Source organism: Actinocorallia aurea (genome assembly GCF_054783995.1).
In genome coordinates this window covers 68,640-92,927 of sequence record NZ_BAAGPQ010000040.1, presented here as the reverse complement: position 1 = coordinate 92,927, position 24,288 = coordinate 68,640, and the positions used below count along the sequence as shown (strand labels likewise).

The following is a 24,288-nucleotide window of genomic DNA, read 5'->3' as shown; positions in this document are numbered from 1 at the left end:
TGTGGCCCGTCCGATCTTCACCGCCCGACCTCACGCCCTCGCTCGTATTCCTCTTCTCCCCGAACTCGGCAGCGGCGTCGGCTCGGCCGAGCTGCTGGACGAAGCGATCGGCCTGGCAAGTCCGTCAGCCCAGGAGGCGGCCGAACACAGTGGGCCGGGGAGCCTGACGCGGCGGGCCTACGGGATCAGGGCGCAGGCCCGTACTACCCCGCACGGTGTGTTCGCGGGTGTCGCCAATGCCGCCTTCGCCGAGACCGCGGACCTCCGTTTGGGCTCGGACCACAGAACCATCACCTATCCCGATCCCGCGTGGCTGAACAAGCTGGTCAGCGAGGTCGTGAACGATCCCGATGGCATGGACGAAGCAACGGTGACGACCAACAACCTCACCTTCGAACGGGGCGACCGCTACGAGATCGAACCCTCGATCGACGGCAGCACGAGGCAGACGATGATCAGTATCCGCGCCACCGAGGTGACCCGGTTCGTTCTCGAATCCTGCCGCGGAGGAAGCCGCGCTGCGACGGTCTTGGCTGAACTGGCGGCACGATGGCCCGCCGGTCCAGCACAGCGTTTGCTGCGTGAGCTTCTGGACAGCGGCTTCCTGCTTCATAACCTCGTCCCTGACGATCCGCGCTCCGATCCGCTCGGGCACCTGCTGCGTCGACTTCCTGCGGATTCCTCGCATCGCCAGCAGCTGCACCGGCTCCGCTCGCTCCTGATCGAGGCGGACCGCCATCGCCCCGGAAGCTCGAAAAGGCTGGCGTTCCTCATCGATGCTCTGGCCACTGCGCATGACCTCATGCCAGCCGATCGGATTCTCCGCGCCGACACCGCCGTCGACGCCACCGTGACGCTGCCCACCGAGGTCGCCCGCAAGGCCGCCGCGACCGCGAGCCTCCTGTGGAGGATCGGATGGGGCACCGATCCGCTGGACGACTACCACCAGCGATTCCTCACCCGCTACGGCACCGCACGGGCCGTCCCGCTCCTGGAACTGCTGGACCCTGTTGTCGGTCTCGGCCCCGTGGAAGAGACGGAGACGATCGGAGCCGCTGCCGACGACCCGACCCGGTCCGCCGTGCTGGCCCGGCTCTTGGCTGACGCCGCGGCACACGGATGGACCGAGATCGTCTTGGACGAGGAGGACGTCGACCGGCTGACCAATCGATCTCCCGCAAGCGCGCCTCGTACGGCTGAGATCTACTTCCGGCTTCTGGCCGATCCGACGGCGTCCTGCTCGTTCCAGATCGTGGTGTCCGGGGGATCTCAGGACGCGGGATCGACGAGCCACCGGTTCTCCCCGCTGCTCGGCGTCGCGCCCGCTCCGCCGCCCGCGGATGGGACGGCTCCCGTTGACGCCGAACTCGTGGTCCGGCCCCTGAGGGCCTCGCTCGCTTCGGTTTCCGTGCAGACCAGCGTCGCGCCCTGCCGAATTCCAATCGGCGTCCCGCCGCGGCCGGGCGACCTCGATATGGCGGCGCTGATGGTGTTCTCCGACGGGCACCGGTTCATCGTGTGGTCTCGGCTCCTGGGCCGGCCGGTTCGTCCTGTCCTCTACAGCCGGATCGCGTTGCCGCTCCTGCCCTCGGCCGCCCGATTCCTGGCGATGGCCGGTCACTCGGGAGAGCGCCCCTGGCACTGCTGGACCTGGGGAAACCTCAAGGCACCGTTCACCCCAGCCGTCCGCTACCGCGATGCCTGGCTCACCAGCGCCCGCTGGACCCTGCCCCACCATCTGGCCTCGGCTGCGAGCAGCGCCGACCGATGGGATCGCGCGCTGGCGTCATGGCGGCGAACGGTGGTTCCGCCCCTGCCCAACGTGGTGGTCACAGACGACTCCGACAGGCAGCTCGTCCTGGACTTGTCGCGAGTCGACGATCGTGAGCTTCTGCGCCGCTACGTCCGGCGCGGGCTGGCAGCGGTCGCTGCCCCACCAGGTTCTGCCGGATCCAGCGCGGTGATCCCTGGTCCCAACGGGCACCACGTCCTGGAATTGGTCGTCTCTCTGGACCGAGCCAGCCGGCAGGACGACCGCCCGGTTCCGTGCGCGCCATCGCCCCGGCGCGCGGGCGACGGCCTGTACCTACCGGGAGGGCCATGGCTATCGCTGGCGCTCCAGGCCCCGACCACCTGCCAAGAGCCGATCCTGACTTCGCTCGGGCGCTGGATCCAGGACACTCCCGGTGACTGGGACCGGTGGTTCTGGCTGCGCTTCCACGACAGCCGCCATGGAGAACACTTTCGCGTCCGGTTCCGGGGTGAACCTGCCTATCTGTACGGGACTCTGCTGCCGTCGCTATCGATGTGGGCGTCCGATCAGCAAGCGCAGAGGCTGATCAGCGGGTTCTGCGTCGAACCATACGAGCAGGAGATCGAACGGTACGGCGGCCCCGACGCCATCACCGCCGCCGAAAGGTTCTTCGACGCCGACAGCCGCCTTGTCCTGCGCCTCCTGTCGACCACCCGCCGGGAAGAGCAGCGCCTCGCCGCCGCCGCGCACGCCGCCGTCGAGATCGCCGCACGCGTTGGCGGAGCGGCGTCTCTGCGTCGGCGTCTCGGCCGAGCCGACCACCGCCGCATGAACGCGCTGCGCCCCAAAGTTCGCCGCGCTGCCCCGGTGCTCGGGGACGGGTGGGAGGCAGCACTCGACGCCTACTCCACCGCGCTCGACCAGCCCGACGAGGCGATCGCCTCCGATCTGATCCACATGCACTGCAACCGGTTGGCGCCCGGCGATGAACTGCTTGTCCGCGCGTTGGCCGCCGATCTGATCGCCTACCGCGTCCGCCTCACCGAAGGGTCGTCCCGATGACCGTCATCCCTATCCCCACCGGTGCTCTCGATCCCGTCGAAACGGCCGTCGTTATCGCCGACCGGCTGATCGACCCAAATCCGATCATCACCGCCACCGGACCCGCCGCGACCTCGCTGTCCCGAGGGCTGGCAGGCACCGCGCTCCTGCACGCCCGCCTGTCCCAGCATGACCGGCGATTCGCCGCCGCGGCCGACGCCCATTGGGCGCGCGCCACCCGCATCAATATCGAAACTCCACCCCGGACCGGCGGCATCTTCAACGGGATAGGCGCCCTGGCCACCTCCCTCATCCTCGGCACCCCTTACCTGACGGACTCCGGCCGACATCAAGCCTCGGTCGACCGGTCAGTCCGATGGCTGTCCTCCCGAGCCGCCGCTGTCGCGGCCTGGCAGCGCGACCGACGGTACGCCGGCGACGCGGGGACTCCCTGGCAGACCTTCGACGTCATCAACGGCCTGGCGGGAATCGGCAGGGTCCTCTTGGCTGCCGCCCAGGAAGGCCACGCCGATGCCGAAGAGGGCCTGCACGCAGCGCAGGAATCCCTCATCGCCATGATCGAAACCCCAGACGAATCAAGACCCGGCTGGTGGCGTCCCACGCCGCAGCACCCTGCCGCGCGCTCCGACCCGCACAACGTCGATGCCGCCAACACCGGACTCGCGCACGGCATCGCCGGGCCTCTGGCCTTCCTCTCCGCATGCCAGCTCACCGGCCACGGCTCCGTCCGACAGGCCGAGGGCATCCGAGTCGCGTCGGACTGGCTGCTGGACTGGCGCGACGGCAACGGCTGGCCGCCCCAGATCACCGCCGAAGACCTCGCCGGAACCGCCACCGCGCCCAGCACCCGAGGCCGCCGTGACGCCTGGTGCTACGGAGCCCCCGGCATCGGTGTCGCCCTCCACGCTGCGGGCCATGCGCTCGCTGACCCGGACCTGATCGGCGACGGCCTGGCCGCGATCGACGCGCTCGCCACGCGGTCCGGCCGCTGGGACACCGAGGGAGCCACGATCTGCCACGGAACGGCCGGCGTCCTGCTTTGCGCCGCAGCCGCGGGCAGCATCAGCACCACGAACGCAGCATTCGCTGAGCTGACCGCGCAGCACGACCAGCGGCTCCCGTTCCTCTTCTCCCACTCCGACCACGGCACGGTCACCGACGAGCCCGGCCTCCTGGTCGGCGCGGCCGGAATCGCCCTACTCCTCGCAGACATGGCCGACCCCGAGACACCGGCCACCTGGACCACAGCCCTGCTCATGCCCCCTGCGACCAGCCGTACCGGGCCGAGTGAGCACGATCCGTTTCACTCTCTGTCCAGCGCCACGACCGAAGGTAGGTTCCCACGATGAACACCGACACCCGCGCGACCGCCGACCAGCTCCACACCGGCCTCGTTGACCTCCTGGTCGCCCGAGGAACCGTGATCTCGCCCCAGGTGGAAGCGGCGCTGCGGGCGGTGCCCCGCCACCCCTTCGTTCCGGACTCGCCGCTGGAGACGGCCTACGCCCCCGACGACGCCGTCGTGACCAAGCGCGATGCCGACGGCATCGCGCTCAGCTCGGCTTCCGCGCCCGGAGTCGTCGCGGCGATGCTGGAACAGCTCGACGTCCGGCCGGGGATGCGGATCCTGGAGATCGGCGCGGGCACCGGCTACAACGCCGCCCTGCTCGCCACCCTCACCGGCCCGACCGGCCACGTCGTCACCGTCGACATCGACGCCGACGTCGTCGCCGGAGCACGCGACGCCCTGGCCGCCACCGGATTCACCCACGTCGAGGCGCTGACCGCCGACGGAGCGCAAGGCCACGCCCCCGGCGCCCCCTACGACCGGATCATCGTCACCGCCGGAGCCTGGGACCTGCCGCCCGCCTGGTGGCAGCAGCTCGCCCCCGCCGGCAGGCTCGTCGTCCCCCTGCGCATCATCGGCGGAACCAGCCGAGCCATCGCCTTCGACCGAGAAGACGACCACCTCACCAGCCGCTCCATGATCACCTGCGGATTCCTCGCCATGCGCGGCATCGACGCCCGAGACGAACCCGTCCTCACCCTCGCCAGCGGCGTCAACCTCCTACTCAGCGAAGGCGGCACCGCCGCAGCCGAACCCATGTCCGACGCCCTCACTCAGCCGTCCACCCGCACCTGGTCCGGCGTGACCGTCCGATCGGGCCAACCCTTCCAGGACCTCGATCTCTGGCTCGCCACCACCAGCCCCGGCTTCTGCCGCATCGTCGCCGCCCCCGACGCCGTCACCAGCGACCTCGCGACCCCCGCCTTCCGCTGGGGCGGCGCAGCCCTCACCAACTCGACCGACTCCTTCGCCTACCTCACGATCCGGCCCGCCGAGCGGGAGAACGCCGATGCGCCAGATGCCCGGCCGATGTTCGAGCTGGGAGTGCGCGCCCACGGACCTGGCGGAAATGCCCTGACCGAGTTGTTCCTGGACCAGATCCGTCTATGGGACGACGCACACCGCGACACCACGCCCCGCATCGACGCCTACCTCAAACCAGCCCAGCCCGCCGTCGGCACCGTCATCGACAAACCGCACTCCGTACTGGCCGTCACCTGGTGAACCAGAATCCGGCGCTGCACGAGGACGTCGCCCGCCGCTTCCCTCTCGTGCCCCGCCTCGCGCCTCCCTGCCATCCGCTGGAAGTCCGTGTCCGCCAGATCGCCGACCTGGCGGACACCGGAGCCCACGGAAACCCAGACCAAGCCGCCGCCTCCGCGGCTCAGGCCCTCAACTTCGCTGCGCTCATCGCCAGCGATTGCGGCCTGCCCGACCTCGCCCACCAGCTGTGCCGCCGCCAGTTCGAGATCTTCCGCGCTGCCGGTCCCTTCGACGCCGCAACCGCGAAGCTCGTCCTTCAGCCTCTGATCAACCTCGGCCGCCTCCGCACCCGCGACGACGACGGAATCACTGGCCACGAGCTGATCAGCACGTTGTACGCCACAGTTCGTCGTCGGGAAGCGGTCCTCATCGACGGCATCCCTACCGACTTCGACGGCTTCACCCGAACCGCAGATGACCACCGAGAAGTCGTCCGATGGCTGTGGACCGTGCTCCTGACCGATGGAACCCGCGCCCTGGCCCAAGCCGGATGCTGGGATCAGGCCCTCCAGCACCTCCATGACCACAAGGGCATCGGTCACGGTCTCCTCGACGGCCGCCAAATCGCGATTATCGCCCACTACGCCCACGGCGACACCGGGATTTCCGCCGATCTCCTGAACGACACCCCCACACCCACCCGCTGGGAAGCCGCCATCGCGGCCACGCTCACGACCCTCATAGGCCACGGCGTCTCGAACGCGACACTCGCCGACAGCTACCTCGCACTCGATGACGACGATCCCCGACACGTACTGTTCAGGACACGACTCGGCCTCGCCATGCTCGGCCTCGCCGACGAAGAGCCCGATCGCCGACTGGTTCTGGCGATCGAGTCAGACGTGCTGCGGACGAAGGACGCGTACGCCGCGCGAGACATCCTCAGTAGCCCCGTCGGCCAAGCCCGTATCTCCGCCTCCGCGCGGGACACGCTGACCGATCTTCTGGACGCCTCCGGGCTGAGCCAAAGCACCGTCCCCGCCGAACTCCTCAAGCAGATTACAGCTGCCACTTCGGCAGCCGAAGCCTCACTGGCAGAATCGCTCGCTGCCAATGGCGCCAGCGACCAACTGCGGATGCTGAGGAGCTCGTAAGCTTCTCTCGGAGCGGAACACGGGTACCGCGCACACGGGCCGAAGCGATCGCCCATACCGAAGCACGCGATCGAACTGGATCCTGACCTCGAAGCCAACAAGGCGCTTAGCTGGGAGTCGCCTTCATTCAGGGGCCCGTTGCTGTTGCAGGTAAACCGTCAGGAACCTTGCATGGAGACTACGTGTAGCGGCGTCAGGCCTTCCACGCCGGGAGCTTTCGAGAGAGGCTAGCGCGCTGCTTAACGATTGCGTTGAAGACCGAGGCGGCCTCGTCCTCCGTCAATTGCCCGAAGGAGATGACCTTCCTCTTAAGGACGCGGGTCATGAACATGTAGCGGGATGTCGCACACTCCTCGAATACCCCACGCAGTGCGTTTCTCAAACGATCTACCTGAGATTTCATGAGTCTGTCAGCCGATGGAACCGCGTTAGGTTCTTCCCACGACTCCTGCTGGAGTTGATCCGCCAAAGCGACAATCACTTCCGGATCGAGCTCCCAGACACTGCCGACCTGCCGCCCCAGGAGATCGCTAACGATCGAAGCAAGAAGTTTCGTACCACCCATACCCGAGGTGGTTTCCAGCCGGCTGGCCAGGAGTCCTCGCAGGGTCCGAACCGCTCCGATTGCGGCTTTGTCGTTCCAGTTCAGATGGTCGATTACCTGTTCGACCTCATCCGGCGCCAGCTCGTCAAGAAATGTGATCGGTCGCCCGACGATGGCCACGGCACAGTCCCGCGAGGACCACTTCGAGTCAGGCTCCGCCTCCCGGGTAAGGTCGTAAAGCCAGGCCAGCTTTTTCGGCGAAACCGCCTGTCCACTGGGACCCGATGACGGAGTTCGACCAGCTACCAGTTCGAGTGCTGCGATGGTTGCTTGGCAGTCTCCCAGTGCAGTGTGGTCTGCGCCCGTAAGCGATGTTTCGGTGACCTTCCTACCTAGATGCTCAGCGAGGAAGGGTTGGGCGTCAACCCAATCCAATGACGCCCAACGCTTGAATTCGGCCTCATCCACTCCGAGCCGAAGCAACTCGTTCCGGAAGATTCCCTGCTCGAACTCCACATTGAAGCCGACGAGCCGGATCCCTCCTCCCCCCTCCGCTTCATCAACCATGAGAGCTTCACGGAGAAGCGGATAGATCTGCGCGAACGTAGGCATCCCATGAACTGAACCTGAACGCCCCCAGTCCTGGTGGAGGCCACTAATCCTTGCTGCCTCAGGGGTGATCGGCGCTTCGGGATCCAACCTCATCGCGAAGATCGCCCGGCCAGTGGTGTCGGTGATACCGATCTCCGTGATGTAACCGGGCTCATCCACCAGTCCAGTCGTCTCTAGATCAATCACATAATGCCACTCGGAATCCGTGTCCAGGACACTCAGCGCGCGCTCCTGCAAACCCATACATCCGCCCCCTATGCCAGAGATCAACATTTAAGTGGATTCATCTAGACTGGTCAAGAGGGCTTATCGACTGCCAAGGGATGTCAGGTTCGCCACGTAGGTATGGACGGGTGGGTGACGCGGCGGAGATGCATTGTTCAATCGGCTGTTTCCGACCGCGGCGAACGCACGACAGTCCTGAAGGCGCTTGGCGACTGGGCATGAAGCCGAGGAGGCAGCCGAACGCCTGACCTAAGTGGCACCCTGTGTGTCCGATCGCAACCCGGAGACGAGATCCTGCATTGCCAGGACACGTTTCCCCACGCCAGAGCCCTTCCCGGCGCATACTGGCACTCGCCATCGGGCCGGGCATCGCTTGGGGCGAGGCCCTTCGGGCGATCACGCGGATGCGGTGCGGCCCGCTCGCTGAGGCTTCCCAAACAGGCTCTGCCCATCATGGGCGTGAAAATCTTCGATAGCGCATTGCGCCTGATCGATCACGACCACCGAAGTCGATGCCGACCTCGGTGAGCCACGCCGGATCGCCGCCGACCGTGGCATGGTCGGCGGATGCGTACGAGTCAGATTTCGGCTGCCGCTCGGGCCTCAGAGCCTCCCTGCATGACCGAAGAACGCGTATACGGCCGTTAGGCGTCCCTACTGTCCCCGTCATCCCCGTTCCTGGTCAGAGCCGGTTTCCGCGGGGACCGTGCCGGGGACAAAGCTCACTCGCTTGTCCCCGCATGCAGCAGCGGACCAGTCAGTGCCCGAGAAGACACCACCTCGTCCGTGCCCAGGTCGTGCACCGATGAGATGGCCATGGAGAAGTGGTGCCGTCCGGCTGCGTTGTAGAGGTCCGCGAGGTGTTCGTTCAGGTAGTGGGCCGCCCCGTACGCTCCGATCGGCTGGGCGCTTGCGATGACGAGGACGGAGCCGTCTCCGCTCGAATCGGGGAGGCGGCCGAGGTAGGCGATGGCGCTGTTCTCTGCGTTTTCCACAGAGTGCGTCTTGCCGCCATCACGCTCGACGATCTCGCCCTGGTCGCCGGTGTGCGGGGATAGGTCCAGGCGCGGGTCTGCCTGGAGGAGCGCCGTGATCTGTGGGGATGTCTCGGGGCGGCAGATGATGATGAGGTCGTCGCCCGTGAGGTCGATGTCGCCGGATGGCGGGAGGTATTCGAGTTCGCCTCTCAGGTCCATGCTGAGCGCGAGGGTGAGGAGTTGCTGGCCAGCGGCTGCGTCGGCGCGGGCGACCAGGCGGCCTTCCGGCTGTTCGGGGATCGCGACCCTGAGGCGGTCCAGGGCGAGGAAGGCTCTTTCGGGCGGCGGGCCGGCGTCCTTGAGTTGGGCGACCCGGGCGCGGCTGACGCCGAGCAGCCGGCCGACGTCCGCCAGGGACTGACCGCTCTCGCGGAGCAGGCGGATGCCCTCTCTGCGGATTCGCGCCGTCTCCATGACGCCGGCTTGGAGCTCCGTCATCAGGGAGGCGGCGGCCTTCACCCGAGCGGCGTCGTCTTTGATCGCAGCGACCCGGCGAACTTCCTCGATCACGCGCCCTCCCGATCGGCCTCTCCTACCCGCACCAGACTAGTGCTTAGGGGGACTTGACATCACCCGGGAGGCGTTGCCATCTTTTAAGTGCTAAGTCCCCCTTAGCACCCGAGGGAGAGTGCGTGCCGGGGAGGAAGGTGTCACGCCCAACGGTCGATGCCCCTTCTCGTCTTTGACCGCTCCCCAAGATGACTGGAGAGATTGTGAAGATCCCCCACTCCGCCGCCGCGATAGGCGAGATGCTGCGTCGTCCCGCTCGTGGTCTCCTCTCGGCGGAGGCCTCCGTCGAGATGTTGATCGGTCACCGGATCTGGCTGTCCCGTGCCGACTTCGTCGCCCGCTACATCGAGGTAGAGACGGACCCTGCTCACGTCGGCGACGCCCCGATGGCGTTCGTCCGTTGGAAGGCCGCCGTCGGGGCGGTCAGGGCGGGGCGTCTGGTCTGTTCCGCCAGTGAGGCCGCGATGCTGCGGATCGCGGCGAGCATTGCCGAAGGGCATTCCGTCGACCTGCGCGATGCGCTCAGCGGTCTCGACGGCACCAACCTGCGTCTCGTCCTTGAGGCGCTGGCCCGTCTCAACGGTCGGCCGGTCGAAGTGGCCGCGCGATGAAGCGCGCCGAGGCGGCGGAAGGCCGTCGCGTTGGAGATCAGCTGATCCGGCTGTCGATGACCGTCATCGTGATCTTTGTCGCCGCCGTCGCGGGGTGGGTCTCGTACTGGCACGCGGTCGAGGTGGTCGAGCGGTACGGGGCCGAGCGGGAAGCAGCCGTCTACCTGATCCCGCTCACGATCGACGGGATGATCTACGCCTCCTCCATGGCGAAGCTGTGGGCGGTCCGGTACGGGCTCAAGCCGGGGTGGTTGTCGCAGACCGCTTTGGTCGTCGGTATCGCGGCGACGTTGGTCGCGAACGTGCTCCAGGGACTCGAATACGGTCCACTCGCTGCCGCCATCGCGGCATGGCCGGCTGTCGCGCTGATCATTTCCTACGAGTTGGCGATGTGGGTCGTGCGGTCCGCACGGGAGATTGCCGACCGTCCGACCTGCGAGGGCATAGTCCTGGATGCCGAGGAGAACCAGACCGGTCCGGCCGTCCGCGGCGAGTCCGAGCCTGCGGAGACACCAGGCAAGGACGCGGTAGGGGTCGAAGAGGGACCAGGCAATCTCGCGACCGAGCCGGTGCGCACCCGCCGGAGAGCGGTCACCGCGGAGGAGAAGGTTGCCCAGGTGCGTGAGCGGCTTGGGCAAGCTCGGCAACTGGACGCCGAGCACCGGGCAAGCCGGGGGCGGCCGATCTCCGCCGACAACCTCGCCAAGGCCATGCGGATCTCCAAGTCGCAGGCGTTGGTGCTGGTCAGGACCATCAGGCAAGAGATTGCCCAGGAGGTTGCCCACAACCTTGCCCACCCCGCTGAACCAGTGGGCAAGGTCGAAGCGGGGACGTCATGACGCCCGCGGAGATTGCCTACCGCGATCAGTACCGGGCAGCCGAGGCCGAAGTCCGCCGTGTTCTGAACCGGTCCGCCGCACAGACCGGTACGGCCGTCAAAGGGACCGAGGCTTCCTGGATCCGGGAGAGGTTCGCCGAGTTCGGACGAACGATGGTCGCGGGCGAGGGGACGTTCTGCCCTCACATCACGCGTTCGCCGATGTCGGGCACACGGCCGCGTGGGCCACGGACCGACTCGTCTGTGCGTCGTGTGCCGAGGAACTCCAGTCGGCCGAGGGGCGCGGCTGCGGCTGCGATCGGTGCGGGCAGTTGGCGTCGCCGCTCTACGCCGGGTCCGCCGCGCATGGTCCCGTCCTGATGGCCTACCGCCTCTGTGCGCCGTGTGCCCATGCCGTCGAGTGAGCCCCTGCTGTCACGTTCTGCGGCCTATATGCCTTCGCCGCTTGTACACCCGATCTATCCGGAGTGCGCGGCCCCGATGCCACCTACCGCCAAGTACGCGCATCAGGGCCGCCGCTCCCGACCCGACCTGTCCCCTCAGGGACTGAGTAAGAAGCACCCCCATCATGACCGTCTCCCCCAAGACGAATCACCAAGTCGCGACAGCGGCTCCCCAGATCCAGAAGAAGGCCCTCTACCGGATTCCCGAGGTGATGATCCTCATCTCGCAGAGCCGGAGCCAGGTGTACAAGCTCATCGCCTCCGGCGAGGCTTCGCACCGTCTGCGAGGGACGTACTCGTCTCGTCCCCGTCCGCGCGATCGACGAGTACGTCGCCGTCCTTGAGCGGGAAGCCGAGGTGGCCTGAGCGATGGCGAGGCGAAAGAACGCCGACAGCAGGACACCGAACGGCCGGTCCTCCATCTACTTCAGCGAGACGGACGGGCGCTGGCACGGCTGGGTGACCATGGGCGTCAAGAGCGACGGGTCGCCGGACCGGCGGCACCGCTCGGGCTCCACCGAGGCCGAGGTGACGGAGAAGGTCCGGAAGCTGGAGAACGATCGGGATGCGGGCAGGACCCGCAAGGCCGGCCGGACGCCCACGCTTGAGCAGTGGATGGCCACTTATCTCGGCACGGTCTGCGAGGTGCTCGTGTCGTCGGGAAAGATGGCGCCGCGGACGCTGGACGACTACCGGAGCAAGAACCGACTGTGGGTCGTCCCGCTGCTCGGCAGCACCGGCTGGACCGACTTCTGCCCGATCACCTGGAGGCCGCCTACCAGCAGATGTACGCGGCGGGGCTCTCGTCCAGCACGGTCCTGAAGATCCATCGGATCATCTCCAGGGCGCTGACGATCGCCGTCCGGCGTGAGCTCGTCGGGCGGAACGTGGCCAGGCTGATCGAGGCACCCGAACCGGCGGACTTCGAGCCGAGCCCCTACGGTCTCGACGACGCGCGGAAGATCCTTCAGGTGACCCAGCTGAAGCGGCGGAACCGGGCGAGGTGGTCGCTGGCGCTGGCGCTGGGGCTTCGGCAGGGCGAGGTGATCGGCCTGCGCTGGCCCGACGTCAACCTCGAAACCGGCGAGATCCGGCCGTGGTACCAGTTGCAGAAGGCCGCCTGGCGGCACGGCTGCTCCGACCCGCACGCGTGCGGCGAGGCGCTGCACAAGGCGAAGTGCGCGAAGAACTGCGCCGTGTACGTCCACCGCGGCTCCTGCAAGCCGGGCTGCACGAAGCAGGGGCATGCCTGCCCCAAGCGGCCGTGTCCGAAGGACTGCGTCGGCCACGCGCACCGCTGCCCGAGGCGCGCCGGCGGCGAGGCGACGTTCCGGCGGCGCAAGGGCAAGAAGAAGCCCGTCCTGATGTGCCCGCCGGAGCTGCTGCCCGAGCTCCGTCAGCAGAAGATCGACCAGGAGAGCGAGAAGGCGAAGGCGGGCGACTGGGAAGCTGGGACGTGGTCTTCAGCCAGGCGAACGGCTCCCCGCTGGACCGGACCGAGGACTGGAAGGAGTGGAAGGCGATCCTTCACCAGGCGGGCGTCCACAACGGGCGGCTGCACGACGCCAGGCACACCGCCGGCGCTCTGATGGCAGCTCAGGGGATCCACGTGCGGGTGATCCAGGAGATGCTCGGCCACGCCCGGGTGACGACGACCGAGCGGTACACGGTGATCGCGTCGCAGCTCGTCCAGGACGCGGGGAACCGGCTCGGATCGGCCCTCTGGGGCACCGAGAACCGGTAACTGCAACCAGGGTCGGGAAATGATCAGGGCCTCCGCTCATCTGATGAGCGGAGGCCCTGATCGTGGGCGGAGGTGGCGAGATTTGAACTCGCGATGGGCGTGAACCCAAACCGCATTAGCAGTGCGGCGCCATAGACCGTACTAGGCGACACCTCCATGGCCTTGGGGGCCAGGTGACAGGGTACCGGGGATGGGGAAGGCCCGCAAAGCGGTTAGGAGATCGGGCCGCATTCGCTCTCCATGGCGGAGACCGCGTCGGCGAGGCGGCCGCTGGCGGTGAGGGACGGGCGGTCGGCCGAGGAGCCGGACTTGGCGGCCTCCACGACCTGGTCCAGGGCATCGGCGATCTGGTCGCCGACCTCCTCGACGCGCTCGTCGGCGGCGTCGCCGGCGATCGCGCGGATCTCGCCGGCCGCGTCGTTGTAGGGGCCGGTGAGGGTCGACGGGTCGGAGAAATCGACGCCCACCTGGGTCGTGCCCAACGTGTTGATCGCCGTCTTGTAGCCCTCACAGGCGGCCGCGTGGTCGATGGAGCCGCCGCCGCTGCACGCGGCGAGGGGCACGAGGGCGGCGGCCATGAGGGCCGGGCGCAGGCGCATGGTGGCTCCAGGGGGAGGCGGGGGATCCCGAGACTAGCGGGCGCAGGGGTGCCCGCCGAGCGCCTTCACCGTACCGACGCCCGGCCGTTCCGCCTCGCGTGGGCCCTGATGCCCCGGTCCGTCCCGCCGATTGCCGCATGTCATGACATGCACCGTCGAATCCACCGCCTCGGTAGAAGAATCCTCCATTTCGGACCACCTGAGGGAGAGGAATCTCTACCCGGTAGAGGATTTCTCTCCCCCTGTGACAGGGACTTGTGGACAAAATGGTCGACTCATGGTTGATACCTAGTAAGTGTGGAGCACCGAGACGGTGAGGAGAGGCATGGGACGGAGGCGCGAGCTGCGGGCGGCAGTGCTGGGGGCGGGGCCGAGACGGCTCCTGGCCCCCGCGGAAGCGTCCTTGCACGCGGTCGAGGGGCGCATCGTCGATGCCAGTCCCCACCTGCTCGTACTGCGCACCCCGGCCCACTCCCACGGGAGAGAACCGGTCTTTCACGACTTTCGTATTGCGATGTCGGAATCAACAACGATCTGGCATGGAGGAAAGGCGGATTTGTCGGCGCTTGTTCCTGGTCGTGAGGTGGTCGTGCGGCCCACCGCCGACGGCCTGGCCGCCGATCGGATCTGGGTCGACATCCTGCGCGTCAACGGCGTCATCGTCTCCGTCGCGCGCGAACGGGGCGCGCGGGGGGCCGCGCACAACGTCGAGGTCGACCAGGGGCCGCACCGGCCGCGCGCCCACGTGCTGATCCCGCCGGAGAACTACGGGCACATCCTCGTCCGGCATCCCCGCATGGAGCCGGGCCAGCTGTTCGACGTGATCGCGCTGCGCTCCGAGCGCGGACCCGTCGCGGTGCGGCCGGGAACCGCACAGGCGGGACCGCTCGCCGAGGTGCCCAGCGCGGCCGCCGGGGCCCTGCTGCGCGGGACCGCGACCTGGTTCTCCGTCGGCGGCCGCGGCGCCGCGTACCCGGCGCTCGACCCGTACGGCGCCGCCGGAGGCTGCCCGGAGGCGCCCACGTCCTGCATGCCGCTTCCGCTGCTCTCCCTCGGCTCGGCCCTGCACGTCCGCAACGACTGCGGCAAGCGCAGCGCCGAGGCGCGGGTGATCGAGTGCGGCTGCACCGCTGCGCGCTTCTGCGACCGCTGCGTCGTCTGCGGGACGTCGCCGCGGGGCCGGGTGGTGGAACTCACCCGGGCCAGCTTCGTCGACCTCGGCGGCGATCTGGATGTCGGCTGTTTCAACGTGACCCTGGTGGTGGGGTGAGATGTCGGACGAGTTCCTCGGAGCGCAGCTCCTCGTGATCATCGTGGTCTTCGCGCTGGCCTCCTGGGGCAAGCTGCACGCGCCGAAGAACCGGGCGGGCGTTCTCTACGCGCTCGTCGAGGGCGTGCTGGCGCTCGCCCTGCTCGCGACCGACGCGCTGGTGCCGCGCCTGGTGACCGCGGTGATGCTCACCGCGGCCACGTGGGTGGTCGGCGAGCTGCGCAACTCCCGGCCGGACGACGGCTGCGGCTGCTTCGGCCGGCTGAGCCGCATCCGGATCGGCCGGCGCACGGTGGCGCGCACGGCGCTCATGGCGGGCGTCGCGATCGCCGCCTGCTGGGCGCCGACGGCGGGCTGGGCCGTCCTGGCCGACGGCCCGGGCCTCGCCGAGGCGGTCTTCCTCGTCGAACTCGCCGTCATCGCGGCGGTCTCGCCGGAGACGACGGCGCTGCTGAAGCGCGCGGCTGTGCCGTGCGAACGCCGCCCGGTGCCGCTCACCGACACCCTGCGGGTGCTGCACTCCAGCACCGCCTGGCGCAAGCACGGAGCGGGCCTCGGCGAGCCCTCCGACGTGTGGCGCGAGCTGTGCTGGCGCTTCCTCGTCTACCCGGTGCCCCGCGGCGAACTCGTCTTCGCCGTCTCCCTCGCCGACGGCGAGGTCCGCGTCGCCCATGTCCCGACGGCCCCCACCCACGATGACTCCGGCCTCCTGGCCGCCCCCGTCTTCGCCTGACGCCCCCGCCGCGACCCCGACCCTACGCCCCCCTCCCTTCGGCCCTCACCGAGCCGAGCGGCCGCGTGATCCCGCCGAGCAGCTCGCTTCCGGACCGCCGTCGAGCGTGCGTGCCCCACGCGTGCCGTGCGCCTCGGTGGGAGACAGGGCGGTTCGGCCGGATGACGGGCCAATGGGCCTGGTCGGAGATCGGCAAGAGTTCTCTACCGGTTTCTACGCATGACGCTAGAAACACGTAGATAACTCTGGTCACGGCTTTCTACAGCTCTCTAGGGAAAAGGCTAGAGAGCTGTAGAAACTCCGATCCGGACTCCGGGCCCGGCGTGGGGTCAGGCCGGCTGGGCTCGGAGGAACTTGCCGAAGTGGGGAACGGTGAAGGCGACGAGGCCGCGTTCGGCGCTGTAGATGAGGCCCTTCTTGATGAGGCCGTCGCGGGCCGGGGAAAGGCTCGATGGCTTGCGACCGAGTTCGTCGGCCACCGAGGCGGTGGGCACCGGCTCGTCGCCGAGGAGGGCCATCGCGCGCATGTAGTCGCGCTCGGCCGGGGTGGCGCGCTCGTAGCGGCTGCCGAAGAAGCCGACGGCGAGTTCGCTCTCGGCCTCCGGCGCGGCCACCTCGATGTCGTGGACGGTGATCGGCGAAGTGGGCGCGAGATCCCAGACGACCTTGGCGTAGGCCTGGACGAAGTACGGGTAGCCGTCCGCGGCCTCGTACAGGGCGTCGAGGGCCTCGGGGGTGAAGCTGACGTCCTCGCGCTCGGCGGGCGCCAGCAGCGCGAGATCGGCCGACTCGCGGTCGAGGCGATCGATCCTGGCGTAGCGGAAGAGCCGCTCGGAGTAGGACTTGCTGGCGCTGAGCACCGCAGGCAGATGCGGCAGGCCCGCGCCGACGACGATCAGCGGCCCACCGGTCTGCGACAGCTCGTGGCAGGCCGCGCACAGCGCCGAGACGTCCTCGGACGGGATGTCCTGCATCTCGTCGACGAACAGGCCGATGCCCACGCCGAGATCGGTGGCGACGGAGGCGGCGTCGACGAAGAGCTCGGTGAGGTCGATCTCCAGATCGCCCGAATCGGCGCGGCCGCGTGCGGCGGGCACGTCGATGCCCGGCTGCCAGCGGTGCGCCGGGGCCTTGGCCCGCGTGGTCGGTTGCGGCCCTGCCTGGGCGAAGGCCTTGAGGACGCCGAGGAACCCCTCGATCCGATCGGGCGCGCGGTGCCGGGGCGCGAGTTCGCGCACCGCGGTGTGCAGCGCCGCCGCGACGGGCCGCCGGATCGACTGCTCGGGCCGCGCCTCGATCTTGCCGGTGCCCCACAGCCGCTGGATCGCCATCGACCGGAACGTGTTGAGCAGCACGGTCTTGCCGACGCCGCGCAGCCCGGTGATGACCATGCTGCGCTCCGGCCTGCCGCGCGCCACCCGCTCCAGCACGACCTCGAACTGGAGCAGTTCGCGGTCGCGCCCCGCCAGCTCCGGTGGACGCTGGCCCGCGCCCGGTGCATAGGGATTGCGTACGGGATCCACGCTCTCGGACTCTATGAGCCCATATAGCCCTGGCCGTAGATTTCCGTATGAACATCTACGGCGTGTCGCCACTACAGCCATGATTCCCCCCAACCCCGCCTAGACCTCGGACACCACACAGAGCAGACCGAACAGGGCACACCGAACACGGCGCGACCAGCATTGATCGAAGATGCGTTCGATCGCGTGCGCTCACCGTAACGCACAAATGTTCGACTCGCCACCGACCCTGGGCAAAACCTGGCGATAGGCTCGCGGCATGGCTGAAACCCGCTGGCTGGACGCGGCCCAGCAAGGCCGATGGCGGTCCTACCTCGACGGCAGCTCGCTGCTGCTGGAGCTGCTCGACCGTGAGCTGAAGGCCGCGCACGGCCTCACCATGCCCGAGTACGAGATCCTCGTCCGCCTGTCGGAGTCCCCCGGCAGGACCCTGCGCATGGCCGAACTCGCCCAGATGTCCTACCACTCGCGCAGCAGGCTGTCGCACACGTGCGCCCGACTGGAGGGCAAGGGCCTGGTCGTCCGCGTTCCCGCCGACGACGACAAGCGCGGCGTGAACGCGACCCTCACCGAAGAGGGGTACCGGGTGCTCAGCGAGGCGGCGCACGACCACGTCGCGACGGTCCGGGACCACTTCGTGGACCTCCTCAGCCCCGAGGAGTTCGAGGTGGTCGGCCGGGTCTTCGCCAGGATCGCCGAGCGGGCCCGCCCGGCCCTCGGCTGAGGCGTCCCCTCCGGCCGGCCGCTAGGTCAGGCCGGTGGCGAAGCCGAGGGAGAAGAGGGTCAGGGCGATCCAGGCGGCCATCATGCCGAAGCCGATGGCCCTGAAGGAGTTGCCGACGAGCTTCACCATCACCGTCCCGATGCCGAACGCGACGATGATGAGCACGACCGACTGGACGTCGCTGGCCACGTCGCGGTCGCGCAGGGGCGCCCACATGACGATCAGGTCGATCACGGCGAAGAGCAGCGCGCCGATGCCGCCCAGCACCCATTGGCCGGGGGTGGGCTTGGCGCCGAGGAACGCGGGCCAGGACGGGAGCGCGGGCTCGGGGGGAAGGTCGCGGACGGGCTCGGCGGGTCCGTCCTCGCCGCCGAAGAGCTCGTCCGAGAGGGTCGGGCGTTCGTCCTTCTCGGTCATGGGCGATCCTGAGGTGATGGACGTTGTACGGACAGTTCCGATACTTGCCCTGACGGCCGTCTTCCTCGTCGGGTCGGCCGCATGTGGCCAGACCGAGGAGGTCCCGGATCGCGCCGCGTCGCCATCGGGTTTCGCCACTCCTTCCGAGTCAGCGGAGACCCCGGAGCCCACTCCCACGAAGGTCGCCTTCAAGGCCGACATCTCCAAGCTGACGGCCGCGGACCTCGAGCACTCGTGGCGGGAGGGCTGCCCGGTCCCGGTTTCGGGACTCCGCATGATCACCATGCCTTACTGGGGCTTTGACGGCAAAGCCCACGAAGGCGGCAAACTCGTCGTGAACGCCGAGGTGGCGCAGGACGTCGCGGACACCTTCGGGACGCTCTACAAGAACAAGTTCCCGATCCGGAAGATGGTCCCGGTCGACGTCTACAAGGGCGACGACTTCGATTCGATCGAGGCGGACAACACCTCGGCCTTCAACTGCCGTCCGGCGACGGGTTCGAAGAACTGGTCGAGGCACGCCTACGGCATGGCCGTGGACATCAACCCTTGCGAGAACCCTTACGTCTCGACGTCCGGGGAGGTCTCCCACCCGCGCTGCAAGAAGTTCTACACGGACCGCTCTCCTGCGCCCGGGGTGATCACCGCGGGGGACAAGACGGTCAAGGCGTTCGAGGCGATCGGCTGGCAGTGGGGCGGCTACTGGTCCGGCACGCGGGACTACCAGCACTTCGACAAGCGCTGACGCTGGTTCCGTACGGCCGCGGCGGGGGCGCGGACACCACCGCGGCCGTACGGGGTTCGCGGGGTCATGACCACATGACCATGCTCTGAACAATTACCTTCCCGAGCGCCCGCATGTGGGCAAATCACCAGAACTCGTCCCAAGTAGGTCGCGTCACACTGCCCTTCGCGTCAACCAAGGTTGACAGGACCCGAGCGTCAACCTATGTTGACAACATGAGCGATGGAGTACAGCTCGCCCGAGAGGCGGGCAGCCGCGACCCGGCCATCGGCCTGCGCGCGGTGCGCGCGCTGAGGGAACTCGCCGAGCGCCTGGAATCCCTCCAGGTCGGCAACGCCCGGGCCCTCGGCTGGTCCTGGCAGGAGATAGCAGAGGCCCTGGGGATCAGCCGCCAGGCGGTCCACAAGAAGCACCGGAAGCTGGAGACGGTGCGGCGCGTGTCCGTCGCACGGGACGGGGAGGACTGACGTGTTCGAACGCTTCAACCGGGACGCCCGCGTGGCCGTCGAACGGGCGCAGACCGAGGCCCGCGGCCTCCACCACCGGGAGATCACCACGGCCCACCTTCTGCTGGGCCTCTTCGGCCCGCCGGACGGCCCCGCAGGCCGCGCGCTGGCCTCCCAGCACGTCACGGCCGCGGCGCTGCGCCCGATCATCGCCCGTCAGGCCGACGGACTCGACCCCGACGCCCTCGCCGCCATCGGCATCGACCTCGACGCCGTCAGGGAGGCCACCGAGGCCACATTCGGCCCCGGCGCCCTGGACGGCGGCCCCGGCGCGAGCCCCCGCGGGCACATCCGATTCTCCTCCGAGGCTAAGAAGACCCTTGAGCTCGCCTTGCGGGTCGCGCTGCGCGATAAGAACCGCTTCATCTGCGACGGGCACGTCCTGCTGGGCCTGCTGATGCTCCCGAACTCCCCCGCGGTGACGGCCCTGCGCGCCGCCCACGTCGATCTGGAGGCCCTCAAGGGCGCGGCCGAGGCGGAGATCGCGGAACTGGCGGCTTGACCGCCCCCGGCCTTCTCAGCCCCCGTCAAGCCCCAAGCGTGAGAAAGGGGAACCCCAGCCGTCACACGCGTTGGTTATCCTCCCGCGCATGGCTGAGAACGAACTGGATCCCGCGCGGAGCACCCAGCAGTTCCGCGCGTTCACCGAGCAGAACCGTCCCGAGCCCGCGGCGCCTTCAGGGCTGCCCATGGGCATGATCGCGGCCGCGGCGGCCGTGGCGGGGGTCGTGGCCGTCGCGATCGCGGCCCTCGTCATCTTCATGGGCTGAGGCCCCTTCGCAGGCAGGTGCCCCGAGGCCCGCGGTGTCACTGGGCGGAGGGTATGGGATTCGAACCCATGGGACCCGTGAAGGCCCGGGCGCTTTCAAGGCGCCTGCACTCGTCCACTATGCGAACCCTCCAGTGGAGGTCACCACGATAGCGGCCCGGGGCACCGGCGTGCTCGTCGATGGATAGCGTGAGAACCATGCATGCGATCTCCATCAAGGCGCCGGGCGGCCCTGAGGCCCTGGTCTGGGAAGAGGTCCCCGACCCGGTCCCGGGGCCGGGCGAGGTGCTCCTCGACGTCGTCGCGAGCGCGGTGAACCGCGCCGACGTGCTCCAACGGATGGGTTTCTACGACCCTCCACCCGGGTCGTCGCCTTATCCGGGCCTGGAGGTGTCCGGGCGGATCAGCGCGCTGGGCCGGGGCGTGGAGGGCTGGAAGGTCGGCGACGAGGTGTGCGCGCTCCTCGCCGGCGGCGGGTACGCCGAGAAGGTCGCGGTTCCGCACACCCAGCTCCTTCCGGTGCCCGACGGCGTTTCCCTCACCGAGGCGGCGGCGCTGCCCGAGGTCGTCTGCACCGTCTGGTCCAACGTCTTCCTGGACGGCGGGCTGGCCGAAGGCGACCGCTTCCTCGTGCACGGCGGAGGCAGCGGGATAGGCACGATGGCCATCCAGCTCGCCAAGGCGACGGGATCGTACGTGGCCTGCACGGTGGGCACGCCCGAGAAGGCCGAACTGTGCCGGGAGCTGGGCGCCGACCTCACGATCAACTACCGCACCGAGGACTTCGTAGAGTCGGGCCCCTACGACGTCATCCTCGACAACATGGGCGCGAAGTACCTCGCCCGCAACGTCACCGCGCTGGACACCGGGGGCCGCCTCATGGTCATCGGGCTCCAGGGCGGGGGCAAGGGCGAACTGGATCTCGGCAAGCTGCTCGCCAAGCGCGCCTCGGTCCACGCAACCTCCCTGCGCGCCCGCTCGTTGGAGGACAAGGCGCGCATCGTCGCCTCCGTGCGCGAGCGCGTCTGGCCGCTCATCGGGTCGGGCGCCGTCCGACCGGTGGTCGACCGCGCCCTGCCGATGGCCGATGCGGCCGAAGGACACCGCCTGATGGAGAACAGCGGCCACTTCGGGAAGATCTTGTTGGAGACTGGGGAGTCATGAGCGAACAGGAGCAGGAGCCGCACGTGCTGATCGTCGGACCGGGCAAGATCGGCGGCGATCCGCTCGGCGGAAACGACGAAGAGCACGACGGGGAGCAGCGGCCGATCACCGAGATGGTGGAGCAGCCCGCCAAGGTCATGCGCATCGGCAGCATGATCCGGCAGCTCCTGGAGGAGGTGAAGGCCGCCCCGCTCGACGAGGCGAGCCGCGCCCGCCTCCGGGAGATCCACACCTCGTCGATCAAGGAGCTGGAGGACGGCCTCGCGCCGGAGCTCGTCGAGGAACTGGAGCGGCTCTCGCTGCCGTTCGCCTCGGAGGTGCCGAGCGAGTCCGAGCTGCGGATCGCCCAGGCCCAGCTCGTGGGCTGGCTCGAAGGGCTGTTCCACGGCATCCAGACCACGCTGTTCGCCCAGCAGATGGCCGCCCGCGCCCAGCTGGAGCAGATGCGCCGGGCGCTGCCCGCGGGCATGGTCCCGCCCGGCGTCGGCCACGAGGACGACCGCGGGTCCAGCGGGCCCTACCTGTAAGGAGTGAGCCGGGGAGGCGGGCCCGCCGCCCGCCTCCCCGGCACGACCATGAAGCTCATCGCCACAGATCTCGACGGCACTCTCGTCCGCACGGACGGAACCGTCTCCCCCCGTACCGTGGCGGCCCTGGCCCGCGCCGAGCGGGCGGGCCTCGCCGTGCTCATGGTGACCGGCCGCCCTCCCCGCTGGATGCGGGCGGTCGCCCAGGAGATCGGCAACCGCGGCCAGGCGATCTGCGCCAACGGCGCCGTCCTGTACGACCTGGTCACCGAGCGGATCGTCAGCCGACGGACGATCCCCGCCGACGTCCTCGCCGAGGTGATCGCCCGCCTTCGGGGGGAGCTTCCGGAGCTCCGCTTCGCCGTCGAGTACGGCGAGGGCTTCGTGTTCGAGGAGCGCTACCGTCGCGGCAACTGGGACCTCGGCAGGATGGGCGGTGAGGCCGTCGACGACGCGGGGCTCGTCGCGCGTCCGGCGACCAAGCTGCTCGGCCTGCACCCCGGCGGCGACCCGGACGCGCTCATGGCGCACGCGGTGAAGGCCGTCGGCGACCTCGTGACGATCACCCGCGCCTCCGAGCGCTCCCTGCTGGAGATCAGCGCGCTGGGCGTCACCAAGGCGACCGCCCTGGAGGAGTACTGCGCCGCGCGCGGTGTCGCGCCGGCCGACGTGGTCGCCTTCGGCGACATGCCCAACGACCTTCCGATGCTGACGTGGGCGGGCCGCCCCTACGCGATGGCCAACGCCCACCCGTCGGTCCTCGCCGCGATCACCGCCCACACCCCGGCCGACAACAACGCCGACGGCGTCGCCGCGGTCCTCGAGGAACTGCTCGACGGCCACCACGCCGCCTGAAGACGCGACCGCCCGCGCCCCGGCAAGAGGACGCAGGCGGACGCTGAAGGCGGATAACGGAAGGCGGATCAGCGCTTGACGGGCTCCAGGACCTCGCGGCCGCCGAGGAACCTGCGCAGCTCCTCGGGAACGCGCACCGAGCCGTCGGCCTGCTGGTGGTTCTCCAGGATGGCGACGATCCAGCGGGTCGTGGCCAGGGTCCCGTTCAGGGTGGCGACGGCCTGCGGCTTGCCTTCGGCGTCGCGGAAGCGGGTCGAGAGCCTGCGGGACTGGAACGTGGTGCAGTTCGAGGTGCTGGTGAGCTCGCGGTAGGTGTTCTGGGTCGGGATCCAGGCCTCGCAGTCGAACTTGCGGGCCGCGCTGGAGCCGAGGTCGCCCGCCGCGGTGTCGATGACGCGGAAGGGCAGCTCGACCTTCGCGAGCATCTCCTTCTCCCACTCCAGGAGCCGCAGGTGCTCGTTGTGGGCGTCCGCGGGGTCGACGTAGGAGAACATCTCGATCTTGTCGAACTGGTGCACCCGGATGATGCCGCGGGTGTCCTTGCCGTAGGAGCCCGCCTCGCGGCGGAAGCAGCTCGACCATCCCGCGTACCGCTTGGGCAGATCGGTGAGGATCTCGTTCATGTGGTACCCGGCCAGGCCCACCTCGGCGGTGCCGACGAGGTAGAGGTCGTCGGCGGGCAGGTGGTAGACCTCGGGCGCGTGGTTGCCGAGGAAGCCGGTGCCCTCCATCGTCTCGGGCTTGACGAGCACCGGGACGTACATCGGGATGAACCCGGCGGAGACGGCCTGCTCCATGGCGAGGTTCAGCAGCGCGAGCTGGAGCTGCATGCCGACGCCGGTGAGGAAGTAGAAGCGCGATCCGGAGACCTTCGCGCCGCGCTCCATGTCGATGGCGCCGAGCAGCTCGCCCAGCTCCAGGTGGTCGCGCGGGGTGAAGTCGAACGACGGGACCTCGCCGACCGTCTCCAGCACCACGTAGTCGTCCTCGCCGCCGGCGGGGGCGCCCTCGATGACGTTGGGGATGGAGCGCAGCAGTGCGTTCAGCTCCTCGCCGAGCGCGTCGGACTCGGCCTCGGCGTCCTTGACGCCCTGGGCCAGCTCCTTGGCCTTGGCGAGCAGGGCCTGCTTCTCCTCGCCCTGCGCCCGGGAGACCAGCTTGCCGGAACTCTTCTGCTCGGCACGCAGCTGCTCGAAGCGGGTCAGCGCGGCACGGCGGCGCTCGTCGAGGCCGAGCAGGGAGTCGACGACTGCCTCGTCCTCGCCTCGGGCGCGCTGGGAGGCGCGCACGCGTTCGGGGTCGTCACGAAGGGCTCGCAGGTCAATCACAGAACCGAGGTTATCGCCCCGGGACACCCCGGCGCGTCGGGTTA

25 protein-coding genes and 2 tRNA genes are annotated in these 24,288 nt (G+C 68.9%); 19 read left to right on the top strand and 8 right to left on the bottom strand.

Going from position 1 to position 24,288, the window contains the following annotated elements:
- Position 1 precedes the first annotated feature (1 nt).
- From ACYVOM_RS40815 to ACYVOM_RS40800, 4 genes are read left to right on the top strand one after another with little or no spacing between them, the layout of a single operon-like run.
- Complete coding sequence (locus tag ACYVOM_RS40815; protein WP_460309002.1) at positions 2–2,815, top strand: lantibiotic dehydratase; 2,814 nt, start codon at positions 2–4, stop codon at positions 2,813–2,815.
- Complete coding sequence (locus ACYVOM_RS40810) at positions 2,812–4,164, top strand: lanthionine synthetase C family protein (protein ID WP_460309001.1); 1,353 nt, start codon at positions 2,812–2,814, stop codon at positions 4,162–4,164. Before ACYVOM_RS40815 ends, ACYVOM_RS40810 begins: the two co-directional genes overlap by 4 nt.
- Positions 4,161–5,387: a methyltransferase, FxLD system gene (gene fxlM, locus ACYVOM_RS40805; RefSeq protein ID WP_460309000.1), complete on the top strand. Its 1,227-nt coding sequence runs from the start codon at positions 4,161–4,163 to the stop codon at positions 5,385–5,387. The genes ACYVOM_RS40810 and fxlM overlap by 4 nt, the downstream gene beginning before the upstream one ends.
- On the top strand, positions 5,384–6,520 hold the full coding sequence (locus ACYVOM_RS40800) for a hypothetical protein (RefSeq protein WP_460308999.1): 1,137 nt from the start codon (positions 5,384–5,386) through the stop codon (positions 6,518–6,520). The genes fxlM and ACYVOM_RS40800 overlap by 4 nt, the downstream gene beginning before the upstream one ends.
- A 193-nt stretch (positions 6,521–6,713) precedes the next feature.
- Here the strand turns inward: ACYVOM_RS40800 and ACYVOM_RS40795 are convergent, their stop codons facing one another.
- Positions 6,714–7,919, bottom strand: coding sequence for a 3'-5' exonuclease (locus ACYVOM_RS40795; RefSeq protein WP_460308998.1), 1,206 nt, complete (start codon positions 7,917–7,919; stop codon positions 6,714–6,716).
- A gap of 704 nt (positions 7,920–8,623) precedes the next feature.
- Positions 8,624–9,448 carry a hypothetical protein gene (locus tag ACYVOM_RS40790; protein WP_460308997.1) on the bottom strand — a complete coding sequence of 275 codons (825 nt, stop codon included), beginning with the start codon at positions 9,446–9,448 and terminating at the stop codon, positions 8,624–8,626.
- Positions 9,449–9,651: 203 nt separating this feature from the next.
- On the opposite strand from ACYVOM_RS40790, the gene ACYVOM_RS40785 reads away from it, so the two are divergent.
- The 5 genes from ACYVOM_RS40785 (at position 9,652) to ACYVOM_RS40765 (ending at position 13,084) form a co-directional block, all read left to right on the top strand.
- A complete protein-coding gene (locus ACYVOM_RS40785; protein ID WP_460308996.1) occupies positions 9,652–10,059 on the top strand; it encodes a hypothetical protein in 408 nt (135 codons plus the stop codon).
- Entirely contained in the window at positions 10,056–10,898 is an 843-nt protein-coding gene (locus tag ACYVOM_RS40780) for a hypothetical protein (RefSeq protein ID WP_460308995.1), read from the top strand. The genes ACYVOM_RS40785 and ACYVOM_RS40780 overlap by 4 nt, the downstream gene beginning before the upstream one ends.
- 811 nt (positions 10,899–11,709) lie before the next feature.
- The gene (locus tag ACYVOM_RS40775; RefSeq protein ID WP_460308994.1) at positions 11,710–12,162 is read left to right on the top strand and encodes a hypothetical protein; all 453 of its coding nucleotides are present in this window, start codon (positions 11,710–11,712) and stop codon (positions 12,160–12,162) included.
- The gene (locus ACYVOM_RS40770) at positions 12,051–12,929 is read left to right on the top strand and encodes a tyrosine-type recombinase/integrase (protein ID WP_460308993.1); all 879 of its coding nucleotides are present in this window, start codon (positions 12,051–12,053) and stop codon (positions 12,927–12,929) included. Before ACYVOM_RS40775 ends, ACYVOM_RS40770 begins: the two co-directional genes overlap by 112 nt.
- Positions 12,827–13,084, top strand: coding sequence for a tyrosine-type recombinase/integrase (locus tag ACYVOM_RS40765; protein WP_460309048.1), 258 nt, complete (start codon positions 12,827–12,829; stop codon positions 13,082–13,084). Before ACYVOM_RS40770 ends, ACYVOM_RS40765 begins: the two co-directional genes overlap by 103 nt.
- A 67-nt stretch (positions 13,085–13,151) precedes the next feature.
- On the opposite strand, the gene ACYVOM_RS40760 is transcribed toward ACYVOM_RS40765, so the two are convergent.
- Both ACYVOM_RS40760 and ACYVOM_RS40755 read right to left on the bottom strand, forming a co-directional pair.
- Positions 13,152–13,240 (bottom strand) — tRNA-Ser (locus ACYVOM_RS40760).
- 56 nt (positions 13,241–13,296) lie between these two features.
- A complete protein-coding gene (locus tag ACYVOM_RS40755) occupies positions 13,297–13,683 on the bottom strand; it encodes a hypothetical protein (RefSeq protein ID WP_460308992.1) in 387 nt (128 codons plus the stop codon).
- Between the two features lie 583 nt (positions 13,684–14,266).
- Here ACYVOM_RS40755 and ACYVOM_RS40750 point away from each other — a divergent pair.
- Positions 14,267–14,953, top strand: coding sequence for a hypothetical protein (locus tag ACYVOM_RS40750; protein ID WP_460308991.1), 687 nt, complete (start codon positions 14,267–14,269; stop codon positions 14,951–14,953).
- A 1-nt stretch (position 14,954) separates the two neighbouring features.
- On the top strand, positions 14,955–15,686 hold the full coding sequence (locus ACYVOM_RS40745) for a MauE/DoxX family redox-associated membrane protein (RefSeq protein ID WP_460308990.1): 732 nt from the start codon (positions 14,955–14,957) through the stop codon (positions 15,684–15,686).
- Between the two features lie 329 nt (positions 15,687–16,015).
- Here the strand turns inward: ACYVOM_RS40745 and ACYVOM_RS40740 are convergent, their stop codons facing one another.
- Positions 16,016–17,209 (bottom strand): AAA family ATPase, encoded by a 1,194-nt coding sequence (locus ACYVOM_RS40740; protein WP_460308989.1) that lies wholly within the window; start codon positions 17,207–17,209, stop codon positions 16,016–16,018.
- A 259-nt stretch (positions 17,210–17,468) separates the two neighbouring features.
- Here ACYVOM_RS40740 and ACYVOM_RS40735 point away from each other — a divergent pair, with 259 nt between their 5' ends.
- Positions 17,469–17,933, top strand: a complete 465-nt coding sequence (locus tag ACYVOM_RS40735) for a MarR family winged helix-turn-helix transcriptional regulator (RefSeq protein WP_460308988.1) — start codon at positions 17,469–17,471, stop codon at positions 17,931–17,933.
- Between the two features lie 21 nt (positions 17,934–17,954).
- Here the strand turns inward: ACYVOM_RS40735 and ACYVOM_RS40730 are convergent, their stop codons facing one another.
- Complete coding sequence (locus ACYVOM_RS40730) at positions 17,955–18,350, bottom strand: hypothetical protein (RefSeq protein WP_460308987.1); 396 nt, start codon at positions 18,348–18,350, stop codon at positions 17,955–17,957.
- Between the two features lie 16 nt (positions 18,351–18,366).
- Between ACYVOM_RS40730 and ACYVOM_RS40725 the strand changes: the two genes are divergently transcribed.
- The 4 genes from ACYVOM_RS40725 (at position 18,367) to ACYVOM_RS40710 (ending at position 20,371) form a co-directional block, all read left to right on the top strand.
- A complete protein-coding gene (locus tag ACYVOM_RS40725; protein WP_460308986.1) occupies positions 18,367–19,095 on the top strand; it encodes a M15 family metallopeptidase in 729 nt (242 codons plus the stop codon).
- A 215-nt stretch (positions 19,096–19,310) separates the two neighbouring features.
- Positions 19,311–19,562, top strand: a complete 252-nt coding sequence (locus ACYVOM_RS40720) for a helix-turn-helix domain-containing protein (protein WP_460308985.1) — start codon at positions 19,311–19,313, stop codon at positions 19,560–19,562.
- A gap of 1 nt (position 19,563) precedes the next feature.
- The gene (locus tag ACYVOM_RS40715; protein ID WP_460308984.1) at positions 19,564–20,103 is read left to right on the top strand and encodes a Clp protease N-terminal domain-containing protein; all 540 of its coding nucleotides are present in this window, start codon (positions 19,564–19,566) and stop codon (positions 20,101–20,103) included.
- A gap of 88 nt (positions 20,104–20,191) precedes the next feature.
- Positions 20,192–20,371 (top strand): hypothetical protein, encoded by a 180-nt coding sequence (locus ACYVOM_RS40710; protein ID WP_460308983.1) that lies wholly within the window; start codon positions 20,192–20,194, stop codon positions 20,369–20,371.
- 45 nt (positions 20,372–20,416) lie between these two features.
- Here the strand turns inward: ACYVOM_RS40710 and ACYVOM_RS40705 are convergent.
- Positions 20,417–20,503, bottom strand: a tRNA-Ser gene (locus tag ACYVOM_RS40705).
- Positions 20,504–20,568: 65 nt separating this feature from the next.
- Between ACYVOM_RS40705 and ACYVOM_RS40700 the strand changes: the two genes are divergently transcribed.
- The 3 genes from ACYVOM_RS40700 to ACYVOM_RS40690 are packed head-to-tail and all read left to right on the top strand — an operon-like array spanning position 20,569 to position 22,916.
- Positions 20,569–21,534 (top strand): NAD(P)H-quinone oxidoreductase, encoded by a 966-nt coding sequence (locus tag ACYVOM_RS40700; RefSeq protein ID WP_460308982.1) that lies wholly within the window; start codon positions 20,569–20,571, stop codon positions 21,532–21,534.
- On the top strand, positions 21,531–22,061 hold the full coding sequence (locus ACYVOM_RS40695; protein ID WP_460308981.1) for a bacterial proteasome activator family protein: 531 nt from the start codon (positions 21,531–21,533) through the stop codon (positions 22,059–22,061). Before ACYVOM_RS40700 ends, ACYVOM_RS40695 begins: the two co-directional genes overlap by 4 nt.
- 3 nt (positions 22,062–22,064) lie before the next feature.
- Entirely contained in the window at positions 22,065–22,916 is an 852-nt protein-coding gene (locus ACYVOM_RS40690; protein ID WP_460308980.1) for an HAD family hydrolase, read from the top strand.
- Positions 22,917–22,984: 68 nt separating this feature from the next.
- Here ACYVOM_RS40690 and serS read toward each other — a convergent pair whose 3' ends face one another.
- Positions 22,985–24,244, bottom strand: coding sequence for a serine--tRNA ligase (serS, locus tag ACYVOM_RS40685; protein WP_460308979.1), 1,260 nt, complete (start codon positions 24,242–24,244; stop codon positions 22,985–22,987).
- Positions 24,245–24,288 lie beyond the last annotated feature (44 nt).

Coding starts and splice junctions, on each gene's coding strand:
- ACYVOM_RS40725 (WP_460308986.1), top strand. CDS start 18,367: ATGGACGTTGTACGGACAGTTCCGATACTTGCCCTGACGGCCGTCTTC.
- ACYVOM_RS40720 (WP_460308985.1), top strand. CDS start 19,311: ATGAGCGATGGAGTACAGCTCGCCCGAGAGGCGGGCAGCCGCGACCCG.
- ACYVOM_RS40730 (WP_460308987.1), bottom strand. CDS start 18,350: ATGACCGAGAAGGACGAACGCCCGACCCTCTCGGACGAGCTCTTCGGC.
- ACYVOM_RS40745 (WP_460308990.1), top strand. CDS start 14,955: ATGTCGGACGAGTTCCTCGGAGCGCAGCTCCTCGTGATCATCGTGGTC.
- ACYVOM_RS40710 (WP_460308983.1), top strand. CDS start 20,192: ATGGCTGAGAACGAACTGGATCCCGCGCGGAGCACCCAGCAGTTCCGC.
- ACYVOM_RS40735 (WP_460308988.1), top strand. CDS start 17,469: ATGGCTGAAACCCGCTGGCTGGACGCGGCCCAGCAAGGCCGATGGCGG.
- ACYVOM_RS40695 (WP_460308981.1), top strand. CDS start 21,531: ATGAGCGAACAGGAGCAGGAGCCGCACGTGCTGATCGTCGGACCGGGC.
- ACYVOM_RS40775 (WP_460308994.1), top strand. CDS start 11,710: ATGGCGAGGCGAAAGAACGCCGACAGCAGGACACCGAACGGCCGGTCC.
- ACYVOM_RS40700 (WP_460308982.1), top strand. CDS start 20,569: ATGCATGCGATCTCCATCAAGGCGCCGGGCGGCCCTGAGGCCCTGGTC.
- ACYVOM_RS40780 (WP_460308995.1), top strand. CDS start 10,056: ATGAAGCGCGCCGAGGCGGCGGAAGGCCGTCGCGTTGGAGATCAGCTG.
- ACYVOM_RS40755 (WP_460308992.1), bottom strand. CDS start 13,683: ATGCGCCTGCGCCCGGCCCTCATGGCCGCCGCCCTCGTGCCCCTCGCC.
- ACYVOM_RS40810 (WP_460309001.1), top strand. CDS start 2,812: ATGACCGTCATCCCTATCCCCACCGGTGCTCTCGATCCCGTCGAAACG.
- fxlM (WP_460309000.1), top strand. CDS start 4,161: ATGAACACCGACACCCGCGCGACCGCCGACCAGCTCCACACCGGCCTC.
- ACYVOM_RS40795 (WP_460308998.1), bottom strand. CDS start 7,919: ATGGGTTTGCAGGAGCGCGCGCTGAGTGTCCTGGACACGGATTCCGAG.